This is a genomic window from Sphingomonas melonis (assembly GCF_013409985.1).
GTDB classification, from domain to species: Bacteria; Pseudomonadota; Alphaproteobacteria; order Sphingomonadales; family Sphingomonadaceae; genus Sphingomonas; species Sphingomonas melonis_A.
This window is the reverse complement of record NZ_JACCBY010000006.1, coordinates 169,308-190,048: the sequence shown is the minus strand read 5'-3', so window position 1 is coordinate 190,048 and position 20,741 is coordinate 169,308. Positions and strand designations below refer to the sequence as shown.

The following is a 20,741-nucleotide window of genomic DNA, read 5'->3' as shown; positions in this document are numbered from 1 at the left end:
CCCCTGCGTCCGAACGCAAACGCCCGCCATCCCCAAGCAGGATGACGGGCGCATGCGGTGTCAACGCGGATCAGAACTTGAAACGCGCGCCTGCCATGAACCGCCGCTCGTAGATGTTGTTGTACGCCTTCTCGTCCGGGAACGTCAGATAGTATTTCTCATACTCGCCGGTGAGGTTCGACCCCTGTGCGTAAAGCGTCAGATTGGGGGTGAAGTCATAGCTGATCGATGCATCGACATAGTTGGTCGGCTGCTGATATAATTCCAGACCTCGGATGCCGCCGAAATCCTGCTGCACCGCGCGCTTCGATCGGTAGTTCCAAGCGACACGCGCCTGAAAATGATTGTCTTGATAGAAGCCAGCCAAATTCGTCTGGATCTTCGAATTGTCCTGAAACGGTATCTTGTCGCCCTTGAGATCGACCGCTCCCGAATCCGACGGCGAGTAGGTGATGTTCGCATCGATGCCGAAGTTCGAAAGGATCGTCGGCATGAAGCCGAAGTCGTTGAACGACAGCTTGGCACCCGCCTCGACACCCTTGAGCGTCCCGCCATCGCCCTGAACCGGAGTGCTGATCGATACGGTCCGGTTACGTACGACGCCGTCGTTGTCCGGCAGGTCGGTCCGCACGATGTTGCCGGATTGGATGAAGCTGGCGACGTCGATGTAGAACGCACCGACGCTGAGCAGGCTGCTGCGCCCGATGTAATATTCCAACGACCCCTCGACGTTGCTGGCGCGCCAGGGATCAAGCTGAGGATTGCCATTCGAACTGCCGCCGGTGACGCGGAACACCGGCGATCCCGGATTGCTCGTGTCGATCGCGTAGTTCGGATTGAGACCCCCGCCCCATTGGTTGAGATCGAGCAGCGTCATCGTCTTGGAATAGGCGAGACGCAGCTTCAGGTTGTCGGCGAAGCTGAACGCCAGATTGAACGCCGGCAGGAAATCGGTAAAGCTGCGCTTTGTCTCGACCGTTCCGTTCACCGTGTTGGCGACACCATAGGGGCGTGGCGAACCGGTAACGAACTGGGTGATGTCAAGTTTCGTGTTGATGACCTTCAGGCCTGCGTTCCCGGATACGGGAATGCCGAACACGTCGCCCTTCACGTTGAGCTGGGCGTAGCCCGAGATCTGCTTCACGCCTACGTTGAACGAAGCACCCGGATTCTGGATCTCAACGTTGCCGGGATAGAAGCTGTTCTGGAACGCGAGCGCGTTGTCCATGACTTTGGGATCGAGCACGTATATCGCCGGCAGCCCGGCTCCAGGCAGATTGAACTGTTTAACCTGTCCGTTGAAGATCGGGTCGCTGGCCTTGCGGACCACACCTGACGTGTAGGGTCTGAAGCCAGGGGTATCGAACGTGCCGGTGCCAGCGTAGCAGGACTTGTCGCTCAAAGGCACGTCGAATGCTTTCCACTTGACCAAGCATCCGCCCGTTTGCGACGCCTGCCCCGCATAAAGCGGCGCGGCTCGATCGAACTCGAAGTCATCGACCGAGCGCTCGCTGTACCTTCCACCGGCGCTCAGGCTGACGTTGTCGTTGGCCTCGTACGAGACGTCGCCGCGGATGATCTTCAGGTCGCCCTTTCGACGATAATTCCCTTCGGAAGACGTGGTCTTCATCGTGTAGCTGTCGATGTTGCCGAGCCTCGACGTCAGTGCCGACGGCAAAGTGAACGCAGGCTGATTGCCGGTGAAGTCGACCGTTGCGGGCAACGATGCCGAACCGGCGATCGTGTTGACCACATAGCCGCTCGGATTGAAGGCGACATCGCCCGTCGGATAATGGCCGATGCCGCCCGGCTGCCACTGCGCGCCGTTCGACGGGCTGAACTGCAGATAGCTCTGGTCGTAATTGGAATAAGCCTTGCCGTAGACGCCGCGCAGGCTTGCCTTGAACCGGCCGCCATTGTCGTATTTTAACTCGACATTGTAGTTCTGTGACTGCGACTTGAAGCGGTCGTTCTGCGCATAGGAATCGAAATTGCCTAGGTCATAATTATAGACCTGCGTCGTGTTCAAATCATAATCGCGGGTGACGCCGCCATTGCTGAGCGACACGACCGAGCCGGTGTTCCGCGATTGACCCGGCACGAATTCGCCAGCCTGCCAATTGACGTTCTGCATCTGGATGCCGGCGGTGCGATCGTTCTCGTTCTGGCGCGTGAAGAAGGCATCGGCATTCAGCGTCAGAGCGTCACTGATCTCCCACTGCGCCGAGGCGTTTACGCCGATACGCTCGCGCTGGTTGACCTTGTCCCAAGCGGTGAAGCCCTGAGGGACGATGAAGGCGTCGTTGGCGTCGCCATCGCCATTCACGTCGCGGCCGGTTCCGACGATCGTCCCCCTAGTGCGATTAGCCGGCGAGAAGCCGTTACTGAGGTCGACATCGCCGGTGGGATTGGCCGCGGTGTTGAACTGCTCGTTGTGGAGCGCCGCACCATAGCCCTCCTGGATCCCGTTGTGGGAGTTCGAGAGATGCAGATTCGAATAGGCGCCGGACACCAGAAACCCGAACTTTTCGCCACGGAAGCCGAACAGCCCGTTCAGGTTCGGATCGAACTCCTTGGTCTTGTCCCCGTAGGCGCCTTCCGCGGCCGCGGCGACTGTGAATCCCTTCTTCAGATCGAACGGGCGGCGGGTGCGCAGGTTCACCGTACCGGTGATGCCGGCGTTGAGCAGATCAGCCGTGCTCGACTTGATGACGTCCGCGCCCGCGAATAGCTGGGACGGTATGTCGTTGAAGTTCGGTTGAATCGTCGTGATCGACTGCGCACCGAGATACGCTTCGCCGTTCAGCAGGGTCGTCACTTGCGGGAGGCCGCGGATGTTGATCGCGGCGCCTTCGCCGGCGTCGCGGCGGATCTGCACACCGGGGATGCGCTGAAGCGAGTCCGAGATCGTCACGTCGGGCAGCTTGCCGATGTCTTCGGCCGAGATGGAGTCCGTCACGGACGCCGCGTCGCGCTTGAGGTTAACCGCGCGCTGTTGCGATCCGCGGATGCCGGTGACGACGATGTCCTGCGTTTCGGCGGCCGCATCGCTGGCAGACGTCGGATTCTGGGCTTCGCTCGCCTGATCGGCCGCGGCGGCGGTCGGCGATGCGGCCTGATCGGTCGGTGCGTTCTGCAACACCCCCTGCGTCGTGGACGTCTGCTGCGCGATCGCGGCATCGCTGCTCACCAGCGCCGTCACGGAGGCCGCGACCATCAACATATTCTTTGACCGTGCACGCAACATTCGACCGTCTCCCTCAGCACCGAAGTCGCCAGCGACTGGCGAACGTTTTGACATGCTAAGATCGAGCCGATCGGCGATGCGTCGCCCCCACCCTCTCCCTGCCTGCCAGTCGCAACTTACCGTTGTCTCGACGTTATCCTTCTATACCTCAATTCCATACGGTCAATAACAAAATCAATTTGCGTTTGTTATGATTCCCGGCATGCTTGGGGGCGATGATCGGGCAGCGGTCGCGACAGCAGAGAGAGGACGTCCGTTTTGCAGAACAATATGGCTGCCGCAGCCATCGAGGCGCATCGAGACCTGATACCGGCCCTTGGTATCGACTTCGGCGGCACCAAGATCGAAGCCGTCTTGCTTGGTGCCGATGGCGAGACATTGTGGCAGCAACGGGTGCCCAACCCCGGCACGTATGACACCGCGCTCGCCACGATCGCCGGGTTCGTCGCGGCTGCCGACGTCGTGGGAGGCACGGCATGCTCCGTCGGCATCGGCGCACCCGGATCGCCATCGCCGCACACCGGATTGATGCGCAACAGCAACTCGCTCTACCTGAATGGCCGATCGTTCGGAAAAGACCTAATTGCTGTTCTCAATCGGCCGGTAAAGCTGGTCAATGATGCGAACTGCCTGGCGCTGTCGGAGGCGACAGACGGCGCCGCGGCCGGCGCGCGAAGCGTGTTCGCGCTCGTGATCGGTACGGGGGTGGGCGGCGGCATCATATTGTCCGGTGCATGTCTCGACGGCGCTCACGGCATCGCCGGCGAGATCGGCCACTCACCTCTACCCTGGCCCCGCAGCGACGAGCTGCCGCCACCGGCATGCTGGTGCGGGCGAACGGGCTGCATCGAGAGCTGGGTCTCCGGCACGGGGTTCGCTCGCGCCGCCAAGGCCGAGCATAGTCTTTCGCTCAAAGCGCCCGAGATCGTTGCAGCGGCCCGTGCGGGCGATCCCGCGGCGCGTGCTGCGCTGGATGCGTACATCGACCGGCTGGGGCGCGTACTGGCGATGGTCGCCAACCTGCTCGATCCCGAGGTCGTCGTATTGGGTGGAGGCATGTCGAACGTCGCCGAAATCTATGCGGATCTTCCCGCGATCGTCCGCCGCCATGCCTTCTCGGACCTATGGGAAGGACGCATCGTCCCCGCGCGCTGGGGCGACGCGTCCGGTATGCGCGGCGCTGCGCGGCTATGGACCGCGGAAGCCTGACCGACACGAGGTCGGACATGATAAACGTAGAACCAACCGGCCGGCGGAAAGTCGAGCCCGAAAACTCAGGAGAGGTCCCCCATGCGATCGTTGCCGCTAACCGCCGCCCTGCTGCTCGGTACAGCATTTTCCTCTGCGGTGGCTGCGCAAGCCGTGGCGCCAGTCATGCAGTCGGAGATCACGAATGCCGGCCCCTACAACGTCGCCATCCTGGAAGGCGGGATCGGGGTCGAGCGCGAGCTGACGGGTGCCGAGACAGCGGTCCGCGCCGACGCCCCATGGACACTGTCCGCCTGGATCCGTCCCAGCACAGCCGGCGCAACCGGTGCGGTGCTCGCCATCGGTGATCCGCTGGCGGCCTGTCGCTGCCTCAGCCTCGCCAACGGCCGCGCAACCGCCGCGGATGGGGAGAGGACGATCACCGGCGGAGCCCCGTTGGCTGCAGGCCGTTGGACCCATGTCGCGGCCGTAGCGGACGGTCGAACACTGAAGCTGTACGTCAATGGTCGCGAGGTCGCGTCCGTCGCGAACCGCCCCACCCAAGTCGCCCCCCGCCTGGCGGTCGCACCGGTGACGAGCAGCGGCGAAGGGCCGCGTCATTTCGGCGGATCGCTCGTTGCTGCGCGATTCGACGCCGCGGCGTTGAACACCGGCGAGATTGCGGCGGCCGTTCGCGCGCAGCCAGATTTCGACCTGGTGCAGTTCTGGCAGGTCGGCGTCGGCTGGCCCTTTCAGAAGCAGGCCAATATCGGCCTCACGCAGCAACAGGATGCTTGGACCTTGCCGAAGGCCCGGGTCAGCGCGACCACCGCGCCAAGCGCACGAACGCCCTTATCCCCGACCGGGCTCGCACGTGAACGTGACGGTCGCTGGCTGGTGAACGGCTGGCGGCTCGCCGCGGCGCCCGAGGTGCGCGAAGATGCCGCCACCCTGTCGCGCCCCGGCCGGGCCACCGGGACGTGGCGCGCGGCAACCGTGCCTGGCACCGTCCTGACGACGCTGGTCGACCGCGGCGTATATCCCGATCCCTATTATGGGCTCAACAATCTCAAGATACCCGAAAGCCTGGCGCGGCAGGACTATTGGTACCGCACGAGCTTCACGGTGCCTGCCGATGCTGCCGGCAAGCGCCTCACGCTGGTCTTCGGCGGCATCAACTATGCGGCGGAAGTGTGGGCGAACGGCCATAAGCTGGGTGACACCCGCGGCGCCTTCATCCGTGGCCAGTTCGACCTTGTCCCCGTCGCGGGTGAGAACGTCGTGGCGGTCCGCGTTTCTCCGCCGCCTCATCCGGGAATCCCCCACGAGCAGTCGATCAGCGCGGGCGTAGGAGAGAATGGAGGGCAGCTCGCCATCGACGGTCCGACGTTCGTCGCCACCGAGGGCTGGGACTGGATACCCGGCATTCGCGACCGCAACACGGGACTATGGCGGCCCGTCGAACTGCTTGCGCACGGGACGGTCCGGCTGCTCGATCCGCATGTCGTCACCGACCTGCCCCTACCCCGTACTGACAGTGCAGACGTCTACGTGACCGTTCCGGTCCAGAACGCAGGGACCACCGCCAGCCGCGTCACCGTGCGCGCCGCCTTCGGCGACGTCCGTGTCGAAAAGACGGTGATGGCGCCCCCCGGCGAAACCAAGGTTGTATTCACACCCGCCGAATTCACGCAGCTTCGCATCGCCAACCCGAAATTGTGGTGGCCGAACGGTTACGGACAACAGGCTCTCTACCAACTTTCCCTGGAAGCGCTGGCCGACGGCGAGCTTTCGGACACGCGCACCGACAAGTTCGGCATCCGCGAAGTCAGCTACGATTTGTCGCTCTTCGATACAGCTGGCGCCCTTCGCCGGGTCAATCTGCAATTCACCGACGGCAGCCTGCGCGGCGAACGTCTGATCGACGTCCGCCATCAGGCCATCAAGCAGTCTCCCAACGGCTGGGCGGAATCTCTGACGCCCCAGGGGGAACATTCGCCGGCGGTTACGACGATCACGTCGACGATGCCCGAACCGCACCTGACGATCCGCGTAAACGGCGTCCAGATCGCCGCCCGCGGAGGCAATTGGGGCATGGACGATGCCATGAAGCGTATCGGACGGGCCCGTCTCGCGCCTTATTTCCGCCTCCAGAAGGAGGCGCACATGAACGTCATCCGCAATTGGATGGGCAACAACACCGAAGAGGAATTCTACGACCTCGCCGACGAGAACGGCATGATGGTGCTCAACGACTTCTGGCAATCGACCCAGAACTTTCAGGTCGAGCCGCAAGACCCGGCGTTGTTCCTCAGGAATGCCGACGACGTGGTGCGCCGCTACCGCAACCACCCTTCGATCATCCTCTGGTTCGGCCGCAACGAAGGGGTGCCCTATCCGGCCCTCAACGAAGGCCTCGACGAAGTGATCGCGCGTGAGGACGGGACGCGTTGGTTCACGGGCAGTTCCAACGTCGTCAACCTGCAGGGGTCAGGCCCCTACAATTATCGTCCGCCGGTGGGGTATTTCACCGGACTCGCAACGGGTTTCTCGGTGGAGACCGGGACGCCGTCCCTGTCCACGCTCGAGTCCGTACGCGCTGACATGCCGGACAGCGAGACTTGGCCGCTGAGCGACACCCTGGCGTACCATGACTGGCATTTCTCCGGGAATGGCGACACCAAGACGTTCATGACCACGCTCGACACCATGTTCGGCGCTGGAACCAGCTTCGCGGATTTCGAGCGCAAGGCGCAGATGATGAACCTCGAGACGCACAAGGCGATGTACGAAGGGTTCCTCGGCCATCTGTGGACGAAAAACTCCGGGCGACTGCTTTGGATGACCCATCCCGCATGGCCGTCGAACACGTGGCAGATCTACAGCTGGGACTATGACACGCAAGCCTCCTATTACGGTGCGAAGAAGGCCGCGGAGCCACTTCATGTCCAGCTCAACCTACCGGGCAACGAGCTTGTCGTCCTCAACACGACCCGGGATGCGCAACCTGGGCTGAAGGTCCGCACGCGTGTCGTCGGACTCGACAACATCCAGCTCTTCCTCCGTGAGGACGCTGTCGATGCAGGCGCGAATATGGCCACGCCTCTGGCGCCGGTGCCACTGGATCGACTGTTCGCCTCCAACCCGATGGTGTTGGTCAAGCTCGAGTTGATCGATCGTGCCGGCAAAACGGTTGCGGACAATTTCTATTGGCGCGGGAAGACCGAAGCCTCCTACCGGATGCTCGACACCTTACGGACCGTGGCGTTGACCAGCTCGGTCGCGGCACAAACGGTCGATGGCGAGGATAACGTCGTGACGGTGACGCTCGCCAACCATACCGCTGTTCCGGCGCTCAACGCGAAGCTGACGCTGGTCGATGCCGAGGGCAAACGAATCCTTCCGGCGTTCTACAGCGACAACTACGTGGCGCTCCTGCCAGGAGAGGAGAAGCGCATCGAGATCCGCTATCCCAGAGGTTCAGGCCAGGCGCCGGCAGCGCTGACGCTGCGCGGATGGAACGTCGCGCAATCGGATCATTTCATCACGCTCTCGCGGCAGCCTGCGCGCTGAGGAAAGGGCGATGATGTGCGAAGGGCGCAACCGATGGTTGAGCCCTTTGCTCCTAAGCGTCACGACATCTCGGCGTCCCGCCTCCCCTGAGCGTCAGCCGGGTTTGCGGCTTGCGGGCGCGGGCTGAGGACTGAGACCCTCGGCAATCTGCGACGTGAAGTGGGCGTTCCGCATTTCCGACGGTGGCGCGAGCACTCCCCGGGCATGTGTCGGCAGGTGATCGCCGGCATGCGACGCGCCGTCGTCGAACACGTAGTGATCGAACCAGCGCCGCCAGGCCACACGCTGTGCAGGCGGCAGATCGCGGATCGCGAGTATAGCATGGCTCAGCGCGCCCATCGGCGAGATCGCGTGCGGCTCACCCCACCAGTAGTTGACCATCACGTTGAACGCGGCGGTAGCCTTGACGTTGTGCCACCAGAACGGTGGAATGAAGAGCGCGTCGCCCGGATCGAGATCGGCCACGACCCCGTGCGGAATCGCCTCTGCGTACTTCGGATAGCGTTCAAGATCAGGGTTCTCGACGTCCACCATGCTGACCGGCGGGCCGGCGATGGTGTGATGGAAGGGTCCTACATACAGATTGCCGACCTGCTCGGGCGGGAACAACGTGAAGCGCCGCCGGCCCGCGACCACCACCGCAACGTTGCTCGCCTCGTCGAAATGGGTGGAGACATGCGTCCGATTGCCGACCCATATGCGTGGCTTCGCATTGGGCAGCACAAACGGCAGGGGATTGTCCTCGATCCAGGCCGAGAGGTGATCATCCGCCGCAGCCGCGCCCGCATATAAGGCGACGGGCTCAGCCTCGCTGCGTAGCGAAAGCAGCTTGTCGAGCAGTCCGCTGAGCGATCCGAACCTCTTCTGAAAATTGCAGGCCCGCATCGTCGGGTCATAGAAAAACCGACCCTCGATTTCTGGCGGCCCGATGAGCACCTCGGCCGGGCGGCCGCGGTCCATGGCCTTCATATAGTCGACGAGTGTCTCGGCGGAACTAAGTCCCGCTATGACGGCAGGCCATCGCTCCGCCTGACCGCGCAGTACGATCGGTTGAGACCGCGTCGCGATCTCGTCGGCGAACCGCGCCGCATCAACCGGGCCGCTCTCGTCGACGCGGGCTTGGATGGTCATAATCGTCGCTCCTCAAAGCTTTCTAACGTCGGGTGCCGCTGGGCTAAAGACCATCCGATCACAAAGTGCCGGCCTGACTTGCGCGCCTGGAAAAAAATTGATTACACCAAAACCTTCTAGTTGAGGGTCCGGCCGGTGAAGGGGCCGAAGAAGCTTGGTCGCGATGAGCGCGGCGGCTGTCCATCACGACGCAGGGGCTGACCAGGAGGCAGATTACCGCAGAAGCAAAGTGGTAAGAACCCAAAAGTAGACGTTTCCGGTCGGTTTGCGTCAGCCCGACTTCAGACGTTCATTCATCTTGAGAGTAACGCTCACATGCGATCGAGCTATCGCATAGGGCCGTGTTCGATGCGCCGGTCGAGCGATTGAGCGCACACGTGAGAGATGCCGCTAGTCCGGGTGAACCTGACCTTCAAGTGAACGCCAAGCGGCCCGCAACCATCTTAGTTTTCGCCGTACGGCAAAAAGGCTTTTCATTTTGCCCGGGCAGACGGCTGAATGCTTCACATGCTTCAGCTCCTGGTCAATGCCCCCTGCTTAGAAGTCTCGGATCTCCCCGCCAGAACTCCGGACCTTGCAACGCGACGATCCAGATCATCGCCAGCGATGTTAAGCAGACAAACGCGATCAGCTTGAGGCGTCTCATCCGCCACCCCTCTTCGCTCTCTCGTTGTTTTGAAAACGCCTTGTGCTCATCACTCTCTCACATTATGCCATTTGCATTCGAATGCAAGGAGAGAGTATGGCGCAGTGGTTGAAGCGGGGCCGGGATCTTGAGGTCACCGCGACGAACGATCGTCAGGTTCAGAACGCGGTGGAGACCATCCTCGCCGACGTGTCGGCACGGGGAGACCATGCGGTCCGCGAGCTCTCTATCAAGTTCGATGCCTGGGATCGCGACAGCTACCGTCTCAGCGCGCAAGATATTCAGGACTGTATCGATCAGCTCGACACCCAGGCGCTTCACGATATCGAGTTCGCCCAAAAGCAGGTCCGCAATTTCGCACAACTTCAACGCGACTCTATGCTCGACATTGAAGTCGAGACGATGCCGGGCGTGGTGCTCGGCCATAAGAACATCCCGGTCAACGCAGCGGGCTGCTACGTGCCAGGAGGCAAGTACCCCCTGCTCGCCTCAGCACATATGAGCGTCATCACCGCTAAGGTGGCAGGCGTCGCGCGGGTCGTAACCTGCGCGCCCCCCTTTAACGGACGTCCCGCGCCTGCCATCGTGGCGGCCCAGGCCATGGCAGGTGCTGACGAAATCTACTGCTTGGGCGGCATCCAGGCGGTTGCGGCGATGGGCCTCGGAACCCAGACGATCGCGCCCGTGGACATCCTAGTGGGGCCGGGCAACGCCTACGTCGCTGAGGCGAAGCGCCAGCTGTTCGGACGGGTGGGCATCGATCTGTTCGCTGGTCCCACGGAGACCCTCGTGATCGCGGACGAAGTCGGTGCCGATGGCGAATTGTGCGCCACGGACCTGCTCGGTCAGGCCGAGCATGGGCCTGACAGCCCGGCGATCCTGCTCACGACGTCCGAGGCGCTGGCGCGTGAGACGATGAAGGAGATCGAGCGTCTCCTCCAGGTGCTGCCGACCGCCGACTACGCGCGCCGCGCCTGGGAGAGCTATGGCGAAGTAATAGTCGCTGAGGATGACGCCGAGATGGTGCGGATCGCGGACGAGATCGCCTCGGAACACGTCCAGGTCATGACGCGCGACCCAGACTATTTTCTTGAGCACATGACGAACTTCGGGGCGCTGTTCCTCGGCGCCCGCACCAACGTCGCCTATGGCGACAAGGTGATCGGCACCAACCACACGCTGCCGACCCGCAAGGCAGCGCGCTACACCGGCGGTCTCTGGGTCGGCAAGTTCCTCAAGACCTGCACCTACCAGCGGGTCACCACCGACGAGGCATCTGCCCTCATCGGTGAGTATTGCAGCCGCCTTTGCGCCCTGGAGGGCTTCGCCGGTCACGGCGAGCAGGCGAACGTCCGCGTACGCCGGCACGGCGGACGAAACGTACCCTACGCGGGCATCGCCGAAGCGCTCGTACCGGCAGAATGACCACGCTGCCGCGCACCCCGTCCTTTCGGCTCGATGGACAGTCTGCTCTCGTCACCGGAGCGGGACGGGGCTTGGGTCTCGCCTGCGCGGTGGCGATGGCGGACGCCGGGGCTTCGGTGACGCTCGCCGCCCGGACCGAGGGCGAGATCCAGGCCGCCGCGTCGGCGATCACCGCAGCGGGCGGCAAGGCGGGCACACTCGTTCTCGACGTGCTCAACATCGATGCCGTGCGACGAGCAATCGGCGAGGCAGGGCCATTCTCCATCCTCGTCAACAATGCGGGCACCAACCGGCCTAAACCGTTCACGGAGGTCAGCGTGGACGACTACGACGCCGTTCTCGACTTGAACCTCAAGGCCGCCGTGTTCGTCGCCCAGGCCGTCGCGACGGGAATGGTCGACGCCGGTCGGGGCGGCTCGATCATCCACATGGGATCGCAGATGGGCCATGTGGGCGGTGTCAACCGCAGCCTCTATTGCGCATCGAAATGGGCCATTGAAGGCTTGTCCAAGGCGATGTCGCTCGATCTCGCCGCCTACGGCGTACGGTCCAACACCATAGCACCGACCTTCATCGAGACACCCATGACACGCCCGTTCTTCGAGGATGCGGCGTTTCGTGACAGCGTCCTGTCCAAGATCAAGCTCGGCAGGCTTGGGACGGTGGAGGATATCATGGGCGCAGTCGTTTATCTCGCATCACCCGCCTCTGCACTCGTTACGGGCACCAGCATGCTGGTCGATGGCGGCTGGACGGCGGACTGAGCCTCATCTTCCCCTAATAACGTTGCATGCGTGCTCATGGTACGCGAACAGGACATCATGGCCGATCGTATCCTCACCACCCACGTCGGCTCCCTGCCGCGCAGCAACGCAGTGACAGAAGTCGTCTTCGCGTTGGAACGCGGCGAGCATGTCGATCACGGTCGCTTCGACGCCGTCATCGGCGAAGCCGTGACGGCATGCGTCAAGCGACAGATCGAAAGCGGCGTCGACATCGTGTCCGACGGCGAAATGTCGAAGATCAGCTACGCGACTTATATCAAGGACCGGATCTCCGGCTTCGATGGCGATTCCGCGCGCACACCCCCAGCTGATCTGGAAGCCTTTCCCGGCTTCCTGACCCGACAGGCTGCAGGCGGCGGCACGCCGACGTATCGTCGCCCATGCTGCGTCGGCCCCGTTGCGCCGAAGACGCTGGCACCGCTTGAAGAAGACATCGCGCGGTTCGCCGCAGCGACTGCTCCACAGTTCTCCGTAGGCCGCTTCATGAACGCCGCATCGCCCGGCGTGATCGCACTCTTCCAGCCGAACCAGCATTACGCCACTCGGGACGATTACCTCGAGGCTTTGGCTGAGGCCATGCGTCCGGAGTATGAGGCCATCGTTGCCGCCGGCCTGATCCTGCAGCTCGACAGTCCCGACCTCGGGCTCGGCCGGCACATGATGTACAAGGACCGTGACGAGGCGGAATATCTGGCGCTGATCGAACATCATGTAGAGGTGCTGAACCATGCCCTGCGGAACGTCCCCGCGGAGCAGGTCAGGATGCATGTGTGCTGGGGCAATTACGAGGGTCCGCATCACATGGACGTCGAAATGGCCACCATTCTGCCCGTGCTCATGAAGGCCAAGCCGCAGGGTCTCCTGTTCGAGACTGCCAATCCCCGCCACCAGCACGACTGGCAGGCGTTCCGCGATCTCGCCGCGCTGGTACCGGATGACCGCGTGCTGATCCCCGGCGTCATTGACTCCACCACCAACTTCATCGAGCATCCCGAGGTCGTGGCGCTTCGCGTCGAGCAATTCGCTGATCTGGTCGGCCGTGATCGCGTGATCGCGGGCACGGACTGCGGCTTCTCCACTTTCGCCGGCTTCGGTGCAGTCGATCCCGACATCGTCTACGCCAAGCTGGCGACGTTGGCGGAAGGCGCGGCTCGCGCGAGTGACCGGCTGTGGGCGCGCGCAGCGTGACCTTGAAGCAGCGCCTTGCCGCCGGTAATCTGATCATCGGCACCTTCGTGAAGACGCCCTCGCCGATCATTGTCGAGGTCCTGTCGAGAACTCCGCTAGACTGCCTGTGCCTCGACGCGGAGCACGCGCCGTTCGATCGCCTGGCGATTGACGGCTGTCTGTTGGCGGCCCGTGCCGGGCAAACGGACATACTGGTCAGGGTGCCGACAGCCACCGGCGAGCACATCCTCAACGCCCTCGACGGTGGTGCCACCGGGATCGTGGCACCTCACATCCGCAATGCGGAGGAGGCTACGGCGCTGGTCCGGGCCGCGACATACGGCCGCGGTGGCCGCGGCTATGCGGGATCATCCCGAGCCGCCGGGTACACCACGACGAGCATGGCCGAACATCTGGCGAACTCCGTCGCCCGCACGGTGGTGATCGCACAGATCGAGGATCCAGAAGCGATCGACGACATCGACGCGATCGCGTCCGTTGCGGGGATCGACGCCTTGTTCATCGGCAGGGTCGACCTGACTGTGGCCTATGGTGCCGACAGTCAGGACGATCCCCATATCGTCGCGGTGGTGGAGCGAATCTGCGCCGCGGGCAAGCGCCACGGACGACCCGTGGGCATGTTCCTCGCGCGCGCCAGCGACATCCCCTACTGGCGGGAAAGAGGCGCCACGCTCTTCATGCTGGGCTCCGATCACAGCTTCATGCTAGCGGGAGCCGCAGCGCTCGTCGAAGCCGCGGCGGGATGAACGTACCCGGACGCGGCGCGGCGGCCCTATTTTCCATCGCGCCGCTCCTGCTCTCGATCATCTCACTTTACGTCGGCACCTCGTTCGCCAAAACTTTTTTCCCGATTGCAGGTGCTGCCGGTATCACGGCGATGCGGATCGGACTGGGTGCGCTACTCATGCTCGCAGTCCAGCGACCCTGGCGGTGGGCGATAAACCGAGAGCAGAGGCTGGCGATCGCCGGCTATGGTGTCGTGCTCGCGTGCATGAACCTCAGCTTCTACGCAGCGGTCGCCAGACTGCCGCTGGGCGTCGCCATCGCGATCGAGTTCATAGGCCCGCTCGGCGTTGCGTTTCTCCGCTCTCGGCGCATGCTCGACGTCCTCTGGGTGACGTTAGCCGCGGCGGGTATTGGCGTATTGGCGGTACCACGTTCGGCAGGCACCGTGACCCTGGACGGCGTTGCCTACGCTCTGCTCGCAGCACTGTTCTGGGCACTCTACATCATCTCCGGTGCATGCGCGGCAAGGCTGGTGCCGCAGCACGGGATTGTCTGCCTTGGTCTCTGCACCGCCTCGATCGTGGCTGTGCCGGCCGGCATCGCCGAAGCGGGCAGCGCGCTCCTCGATCCGATTATCCTCGCGAGCGGCGTCGCCGTAGCAGTACTCTGCAGCATCCTGCCCTATTCGCTCGAGACCTTCGCCCTCAAGCGGATGACGCCGGCGACTTTCGAGATCATCGTCAGCCTTGAACCCGCGGTCGGCGCGTTTGCCGCGTTCGCCGTCATCAGCGAACGTCTGACGGATCTTCAGATGATCGGCATCGCTACGGTTATCGTGGCTGCTGCTGGCGGCACTATGACTTCCGCAAAACGGCAGGCGGCGGTGCTACCGGTGGCTTGACAGCTGCCAGCAAATCGCGTGCATTCGAATTCATGATTAAACTTACTTTCCGTCGGTATCGTGCCGCCCTGCTTGCGGCCGCTACCGTTCTCGTTGGCAGCACCGCTGCTCCCGCCTCGCCGCAGCAATCCGCCTCATCGGATCAGCGACGCTGGTGGAAGGAGGCAGTCGTATACCAGATCTATCCGCGCTCGTTCGCCGACTCCAACGGCGATGGCGTCGGCGACCTGAATGGCATCACCCAGCATCTGGATCATCTCCAACGGCTCGGCGTGACAGTGGTCTGGCTCAGTCCGCACTTCGACAGTCCGAACGCCGACAATGGCTACGACATTCGCGACTATCGCAAGGTGCTCGCGCAGTTCGGAACAATGACCGATTTCGATCGCATGCTGGCGGCGATGAAGAAGCGAGGCATGCGCCTGATCATCGATCTCGTCGTCAACCACACCAGCGACGAGCATCGCTGGTTCGTCGAGGCGAAGACGGGGCCGTCAAACCCCTATCGTGACTATTACATCTGGCGGCCCAGTAAGGCCGGGGCCGGCAGCGCGTCGTCGGCGCCGAACAACTACCCCAGCTTCTTCGGTGGCTCCGCCTGGACGCAGGCCAAGCCGGGTGACGATTACTACCTGCACTATTTCGCCGTGAAGCAGCCCGACCTCAACTGGGACAATCGGAAGGTCCGCTCCGAAGTCTACGATCTCATGCGCTTCTGGCTCGACAAGGGCGTATCCGGCTTCCGGATGGATGTGATCCCATTCATCTCGAAGGACCCAGCGTTTCCCGATTTGACGGCCGACCAGCTACAGCATCCGGACCGGGTCTATGCCGACGGCCCACGTGTCCATGACTATCTCAAGGAGATGCGCCGTGAGGTGCTATCCAAATACGATACCATGACGGTGGGAGAGGCAGTCGGAGTCACTCCCGAGAAGGGGCCGCTGTTCACAGATCAGACCCGGGGCGAACTCGACATGATCTTCCGCTTCGAAGGCGTGAACATCGGTCGCGACGGTTGGCGGACCAAGGCGTGGTCGCTGCCGGCACTCAAGCGCTTCTATGCGGACCTCGACACCTCCGCCAGCACCACCGGCTGGAACACCAGCTTCATCGGCAACCACGACAAGGCCCGCGCAATCGATGCGCTCGGCGACGGGAGCCCGGCATCGGCCAAGGCGCTGGCGACGATGATGCTGACCCTGCGGGGTACGCCCTTTCTGTACCAGGGCGACGAGATCGGGATGACCAACTTTCCTTGGACGGACGTTGGGCAGTTCGACGACATCGCTGCGCGCAACCTGTGGCGCGACCAGGTTCTATCCGGCAAGGTCGCCGCAACGGTGCTGCTGCCCGAGCTTGCGAAGACCTCCCGCGACAACGCGCGGACACCGATGCAGTGGAATGCCAGAACCGCTGCAGGCTTCACGACGGGCAAGCCATGGCTGCCGGTCAATCCGAACCACGTCACCGTGAACGTTTCTGCGGAGGCCGCCGATCCTAATTCAGTGCTGGCGTTTTACCGGAGCATGCTGGCACTCCGCCAAAAGACCCCTGCCCTGATCTATGGTGCCTATCACGATCTCGATCCGTCGCATCCACAGGTGTTCGCCTACACACGCATCATGGGCTCGGACAAATACCTAGTGGTGATCAACTTCAGTGCCCGCCCGCTCAGCTACACGCTGCCCACCGGCATTGCGCCACGCGCGGTCGCGATCTCCACCGCAGCGGGCACGGGCACGACACCTTCGGAGGGAACACTCGCCTTGGCACCGTGGCAGGCCAGCGTGTACCGGCTGTAGGCCCGATTGGGCGCGGGTCTCAGGGCGAGACCCGCCCTTCCAACGTTTCGGGCAAACTTCGCCAGATCACCGCCGCGACCAGGAAGATCAGGCAGGCGGCGAGCATCGCGAACCGCAACCCGACGGCAGCGGCCAATGCGCCAGTGATGAGCGGGGCAAAGAAGCTGATCAGTCGCCCCCAATTGAAGATCGATGCGGCGGTGGACTTGAGGTGCGGCGGGTACAGCTCCGCTAGCCACGGCCCCCACACCACGCTGGACGACAATCCGAAGCCGTAGGCAAAGCCGACCACGAGCAGCAGCGGTATGATCGAGGGAACCGTCAGATAGATGGCGATCGCCAGTGCCGCGAGGACGAATCCCAAAGATGCGAAGCGTCGGCCGAGGCGATCCGAAGCCCACCCCCAAGCGAAACCGCCGATCATGTTTCCGGCGAATTGTGCGGCGACCAGTCGCCCGATCACCTCCGGATCGAGCAGACGGACGTCCTTCAGGTAGATCGTCAGCCAGCCGCTAAACGCCTGGTAGGCGAAGAAGTTAAGCCCGGTGAGGCTTGCCAGCAGCAGTGTCCTGCGTCGAACCTGCGGCGCGAATAGTTCCCGAATGGGGAAGCGCGATGCCCGCGCGATCGTGCCACCGGCTGGTACGATCAGCCATGCCAGGCCCGCCAGCAGGATCGGCGGCACGCCTCCAAGCCACAGCAGCACGCGCCAATCGTGCGCGCCAAGGCTACCGAGCGCCAGTCCGAGCACGACGATGGCGCTGCTGAAGGTGAGATTAATCGCGCTTGCCAGCCGCCCACGCACCTGGGGCGCGAACAGGCCGACATAGATGCCGACGATCACCGGAAAGCTCCCGCCCAGGAAGAGTCCGAGAACGAATCTTTGTAGCAGCAATTGCGGATAACTGGCGACGGCCACGCCGGCGATGAGCATCGCACCGTAGCCGATCATGATCGCAACAAGCATGTTGCGACGGCCGAGGCGATCGGCGAGCTGCCCGAAGGTAATCGCGCCGATGAGCGCACCCGCACCTTGCGCCGAATAGGCGGAGCCCGCCTGGGTCAGCGTCAAGCCGAGGCTGTCGCGGATGAATGGCCGCAGCACGTCGACCGTGTTCCACGCCCAGCCGTAGAAGAATTCGGCAATCAGGACGAACGCGAACGCGCTGATGCGCCGGGCGAGACTATGCTCGAATAGCGGAGCGCCAGCCGGACCTGATGTCAACGGCATTGCCGGCACGGCGAGCGTCCTTACCCCGTCCGTGGGCGGCATCATGGCCCCTGCCCCGCCGCCCGCTCGTGCCATGTCCGTTCAGTCCTTCCGTCAGCGCCGGAACTGCAGCCGCAGGCCATACATGCGGGGAGGTTCGTAGCTCGCCTGTAGCGGGGTGCCGCCGTAGGAGACCAGCGTCTGGATCTTGGTGTTGGTGATGTTGTCCACGAAGCCGATCAGAGAGAGTTGCTTGTTCACTTCGTAGGTCAACGTTGCGTCCAACTTGGCCCAGGGCTCCTCGCGGGCGAGGGAGTCGTTGAACGCCTGCTCGTCGTGATGCCCAGCGAACGACACCGCCACGAACGGGGTGAGCGAGGAGTCGCCGCCAAGTGCGATCTTGTAGGAGGCATACGCCGAACCGGAGTATTTTGGAGAGTGCGGGATGTTGTTGCCGGACAGGTCGCAGACGAACGAGAGAGCCGGCTGCCCCGCACCACCCGTGCCGCCGAGCGGCGTGCACTCGTAACCGGGCGCGATCACGCGGCGCTGCCCGACGCCGGCGATGGTGACGCCGTTCACGACCGTCGGCGCTGTGGCGCTGGCATCGTTGACGAGGATCGATCCGCCGAACGGCAGCGGCACACCCTTGAAGTCGCTGTACTTGGCATTGAGCAGCGACAGGTTGGCACCGATCGTCAGTTCGGGCGTCGGCTCCCAGATAGCCTCCGTCTCAAGCCCGTAGGAGCGAGCCTTCGCCGCGTTGAAGGTCGTCTGCAGCGTCGTCCCGCCCACGATGATCTGACGGCTCTCCTGCAGATCGCTGTAGCGGTTGTAGAAGGCCGAGAGGTTGAGCTGGACGGTGTTGTCGAAGAAGCGGTTCTTCGAACCGACCTCGTAGGCCGTCACCTTCTCGGGATCGAACGTCGGCGCGCTCTGCGCCGCGGCAAGACCTGCGTTGAAGCCACCGGACCGGAAGCCGGTCGAGACGCTGGCATAGACGAGGTTCCGATCGGTGACCTGATACTCCGTCCCTGCCTTCCATGTGGTCTGGCTGAAGGTCAACGGGCAGTAGTTCGATGCGACCTGCTGGCCCAAAGAATTGAGGATCGTAGCGGCGGTGACGCCATTCTCACCGCAGTTGCTGGGTCGGTTTGGGAACACGCTCCGACCCGGCAGCGGATCGTTGATCGTGACCAGGGTCAGCGGATTGACCCCGTTCGCCAACGTCGCGGGCAGATACCAAAACGCCGTGGCGTTGAGGTAGGTCTTCTTCTCGTGAGTGTAGCGAACGCCGCCAGTCACTGACCATGCATCGGTCAGATGATAGGTCGCCTGCCCATAAGCCGCGCGCGAATACACCTTCACGCGTTCGAATTGATAGGTGCCCGCGTTCTGAGAACCGGTGATCGGTGCCGCGAGGGCACTGGACCGGATCGTGCGCGGCAGCTGCTGGTTGATGAAGCCGTTGACGAGGTTGTCGTTGAGGAAGAACCCGCCTACCACATACTCGAGCTTGCCCGTCTTCGAGGAGAGCAGCTGCACCTCCTGGCTGAAGGTGTCGGCTTCCGTCCGAGCCTGATCGATGGCGATGGACGACGACGAGAAGTCTGAGTCCGTGGTCCGGCGACCACGATAGTGGACATAGCCGGTTATCGACTTCAGCGCGATCGGGCCGAAATCGTAGCTCGCCGTCAACGATGTGGACGCCTGCTGCAGATTGCGAAAGGGCTTGTAGTCATTGGAGACCGTGAACTCATCGCCCTGATTGTCGATCGGAATGCCGAGATCGACGCCCGTGCCGGCAGGACCAGTGGGGCTCGCAACGGTGGTGCGGCAGTCCGCCACGCCATCGCGATTGCCCGCGCGTTCGTTCAGGTAGATGTAGTTGGGTGAGTTGAAGAGGATCTGGCAGGTCGCCGGATCGATGTAAGATCCGATCTGCTTGTAGCCGAATGCCGAGGCGCCATTGCCGCCCTGCTTCGCGTAATCGGCCCGGAACGTGGCGGTGAAGTCACCGACGTCCCACTTCACCGCGCCGCGGATGTACTGCTTGTTCTCGTCGAACAGATCGGCCGAACGGTTGTAGCTATTCCTGACCCACCCATCGGCGTAGTCGGTCACTGCGGTAATGCGCGCCGCGACGTTCTCCGTCAGCGGCACGTTGATGTAGCCTTCGAAACGCGCCTTCTTGTAGTTTCCGACCGTCAGCGTCGACCCGTAGTCGAGCTCGTGCGTCGGCGCGTTGGTCGTCACCACGATGTTGCCGCCAAACGTGTTGCGGCCATAGAGCGTGCCCTGCGGCCCGCGCTGGACTTCCAACGTCGCGACATCCGCAAATCCGAGCGCGGCCTGGCTGGTCCGCGACTGGTAGATGCCATCAATGAAGTAGCCGATCGTCGGGTCGCCGGTCACGCCGTTGTTCGCCGTACGCACACCGCGCATCGCGGGACGAACGTCGGAGCCGGTCTGACCGAAGCTGAAACCAGGAACGAACTCGTTGAGCCGCGACAGGTCGACCACGCCGCGCGTCTGCAACGTCTCACCGGAGATTGCGGTGATCGCGAGGGGCACCGCCTGAAGGTTCTGTTCACGCCGCTGCGCCGTCACGACGATATCGCCGATGCCATCCTGCTCCGCAGCGGCAGTTGCATCCGGCTGGGCATTGGATTGGGGAGCGCTCGCCGCATCGACGGCTCCCGGGGCGCTTAGCTGCTCACCGGTCGAAGAACCCTGAACCGCCTGAGCAGCTGCGGCCTGCGCGCCGATTGCAAGCGCGAGAACCGACGCACCGGTAATAAAATGACGTATCGACATGCTGCCCCCTCATGTTCGTTTGTTAAAGGGAAGCTAGAGGCAGCATTCAACCTTGTCCACGAATTTTTGCATTCGGATTACAACGGTGGTCGAATGGCT

At 63.0% G+C, this 20,741-nt stretch carries 12 protein-coding genes; 8 read left to right on the top strand and 4 right to left on the bottom strand.

Features of this window, described 5'->3' with window-relative positions:
- Positions 1-70: 70 nt before the first annotated feature.
- Positions 71-3,217: a TonB-dependent receptor gene (locus HD841_RS17420; protein WP_257015714.1), complete on the bottom strand. Its 3,147-nt coding sequence runs from the start codon at positions 3,215-3,217 to the stop codon at positions 71-73.
- Positions 3,218-3,517: 300 nt separating this feature from the next.
- Between HD841_RS17420 and HD841_RS17415 the strand changes: the two genes are divergently transcribed.
- Together HD841_RS17415 and HD841_RS17410 are read left to right on the top strand one after the other, a co-directional pair.
- Complete coding sequence (locus HD841_RS17415; protein ID WP_179510161.1) at positions 3,518-4,456, top strand: ROK family protein; 939 nt, start codon at positions 3,518-3,520, stop codon at positions 4,454-4,456.
- Positions 4,457-4,537: 81 nt separating this feature from the next.
- On the top strand, positions 4,538-8,008 hold the full coding sequence (locus tag HD841_RS17410) for a glycosyl hydrolase 2 galactose-binding domain-containing protein (RefSeq protein ID WP_179510160.1): 3,471 nt from the start codon (positions 4,538-4,540) through the stop codon (positions 8,006-8,008).
- Between the two features lie 93 nt (positions 8,009-8,101).
- Here HD841_RS17410 and HD841_RS17405 read toward each other — a convergent pair whose 3' ends face one another.
- Positions 8,102-9,139: a cupin-like domain-containing protein gene (locus HD841_RS17405; protein WP_179510159.1), complete on the bottom strand. Its 1,038-nt coding sequence runs from the start codon at positions 9,137-9,139 to the stop codon at positions 8,102-8,104.
- Between the two features lie 742 nt (positions 9,140-9,881).
- On the opposite strand from HD841_RS17405, the gene hisD reads away from it, so the two are divergent.
- Genes hisD through HD841_RS17375 form a run of 6 tightly spaced genes read left to right on the top strand, consistent with a single transcriptional unit; the run spans position 9,882 to position 16,615 of the window.
- Positions 9,882-11,210 carry a histidinol dehydrogenase gene (gene hisD, locus HD841_RS17400; RefSeq protein ID WP_179510158.1) on the top strand — a complete coding sequence of 443 codons (1,329 nt, stop codon included), beginning with the start codon at positions 9,882-9,884 and terminating at the stop codon, positions 11,208-11,210.
- Complete coding sequence (locus HD841_RS17395) at positions 11,207-11,974, top strand: SDR family NAD(P)-dependent oxidoreductase (protein ID WP_179510157.1); 768 nt, start codon at positions 11,207-11,209, stop codon at positions 11,972-11,974. The genes hisD and HD841_RS17395 overlap by 4 nt, the downstream gene beginning before the upstream one ends.
- Before the next feature lie 57 nt (positions 11,975-12,031).
- Positions 12,032-13,183: a cobalamin-independent methionine synthase II family protein gene (locus HD841_RS17390; protein WP_179510156.1), complete on the top strand. Its 1,152-nt coding sequence runs from the start codon at positions 12,032-12,034 to the stop codon at positions 13,181-13,183.
- Positions 13,180-13,929 carry an HpcH/HpaI aldolase family protein gene (locus HD841_RS17385; protein WP_179510155.1) on the top strand — a complete coding sequence of 250 codons (750 nt, stop codon included), beginning with the start codon at positions 13,180-13,182 and terminating at the stop codon, positions 13,927-13,929. The genes HD841_RS17390 and HD841_RS17385 overlap by 4 nt, the downstream gene beginning before the upstream one ends.
- A complete protein-coding gene (locus HD841_RS17380; RefSeq protein ID WP_179510154.1) occupies positions 13,926-14,810 on the top strand; it encodes an EamA family transporter in 885 nt (294 codons plus the stop codon). Before HD841_RS17385 ends, HD841_RS17380 begins: the two co-directional genes overlap by 4 nt.
- 32 nt (positions 14,811-14,842) lie before the next feature.
- The gene (locus tag HD841_RS17375) at positions 14,843-16,615 is read left to right on the top strand and encodes a glycoside hydrolase family 13 protein (RefSeq protein ID WP_179510153.1); all 1,773 of its coding nucleotides are present in this window, start codon (positions 14,843-14,845) and stop codon (positions 16,613-16,615) included.
- A gap of 19 nt (positions 16,616-16,634) precedes the next feature.
- On the opposite strand, the gene HD841_RS17370 is transcribed toward HD841_RS17375, so the two are convergent.
- Both HD841_RS17370 and HD841_RS17365 read right to left on the bottom strand, forming a co-directional pair.
- A complete protein-coding gene (locus HD841_RS17370) occupies positions 16,635-17,891 on the bottom strand; it encodes an MFS transporter (RefSeq protein WP_179510152.1) in 1,257 nt (418 codons plus the stop codon).
- 48 nt (positions 17,892-17,939) lie between these two features.
- Positions 17,940-20,642 (bottom strand): TonB-dependent receptor, encoded by a 2,703-nt coding sequence (locus tag HD841_RS17365; protein WP_179510151.1) that lies wholly within the window; start codon positions 20,640-20,642, stop codon positions 17,940-17,942.
- Positions 20,643-20,741: the final 99 nt, after the last annotated feature.

Excerpts from the sequence above, each read along its gene's own strand:
- HD841_RS17420 (WP_257015714.1), bottom strand. The coding sequence starts at position 3,217 with ATGGTCGCGGCCTCCGTGACGGCGCTGGTGAGCAGCGATGCCGCGATC.
- HD841_RS17415 (WP_179510161.1), top strand. The coding sequence starts at position 3,518 with ATGGCTGCCGCAGCCATCGAGGCGCATCGAGACCTGATACCGGCCCTT.
- HD841_RS17410 (WP_179510160.1), top strand. The coding sequence starts at position 4,538 with ATGCGATCGTTGCCGCTAACCGCCGCCCTGCTGCTCGGTACAGCATTT.
- HD841_RS17405 (WP_179510159.1), bottom strand. The coding sequence starts at position 9,139 with ATGACCATCCAAGCCCGCGTCGACGAGAGCGGCCCGGTTGATGCGGCG.
- hisD (WP_179510158.1), top strand. The coding sequence starts at position 9,882 with ATGGCGCAGTGGTTGAAGCGGGGCCGGGATCTTGAGGTCACCGCGACG.
- HD841_RS17395 (WP_179510157.1), top strand. The coding sequence starts at position 11,207 with ATGACCACGCTGCCGCGCACCCCGTCCTTTCGGCTCGATGGACAGTCT.
- HD841_RS17390 (WP_179510156.1), top strand. The coding sequence starts at position 12,032 with ATGGCCGATCGTATCCTCACCACCCACGTCGGCTCCCTGCCGCGCAGC.
- HD841_RS17380 (WP_179510154.1), top strand. The coding sequence starts at position 13,926 with ATGAACGTACCCGGACGCGGCGCGGCGGCCCTATTTTCCATCGCGCCG.
- HD841_RS17375 (WP_179510153.1), top strand. The coding sequence starts at position 14,843 with ATGATTAAACTTACTTTCCGTCGGTATCGTGCCGCCCTGCTTGCGGCC.
- HD841_RS17370 (WP_179510152.1), bottom strand. The coding sequence starts at position 17,891 with ATGATGCCGCCCACGGACGGGGTAAGGACGCTCGCCGTGCCGGCAATG.
- HD841_RS17365 (WP_179510151.1), bottom strand. The coding sequence starts at position 20,642 with ATGTCGATACGTCATTTTATTACCGGTGCGTCGGTTCTCGCGCTTGCA.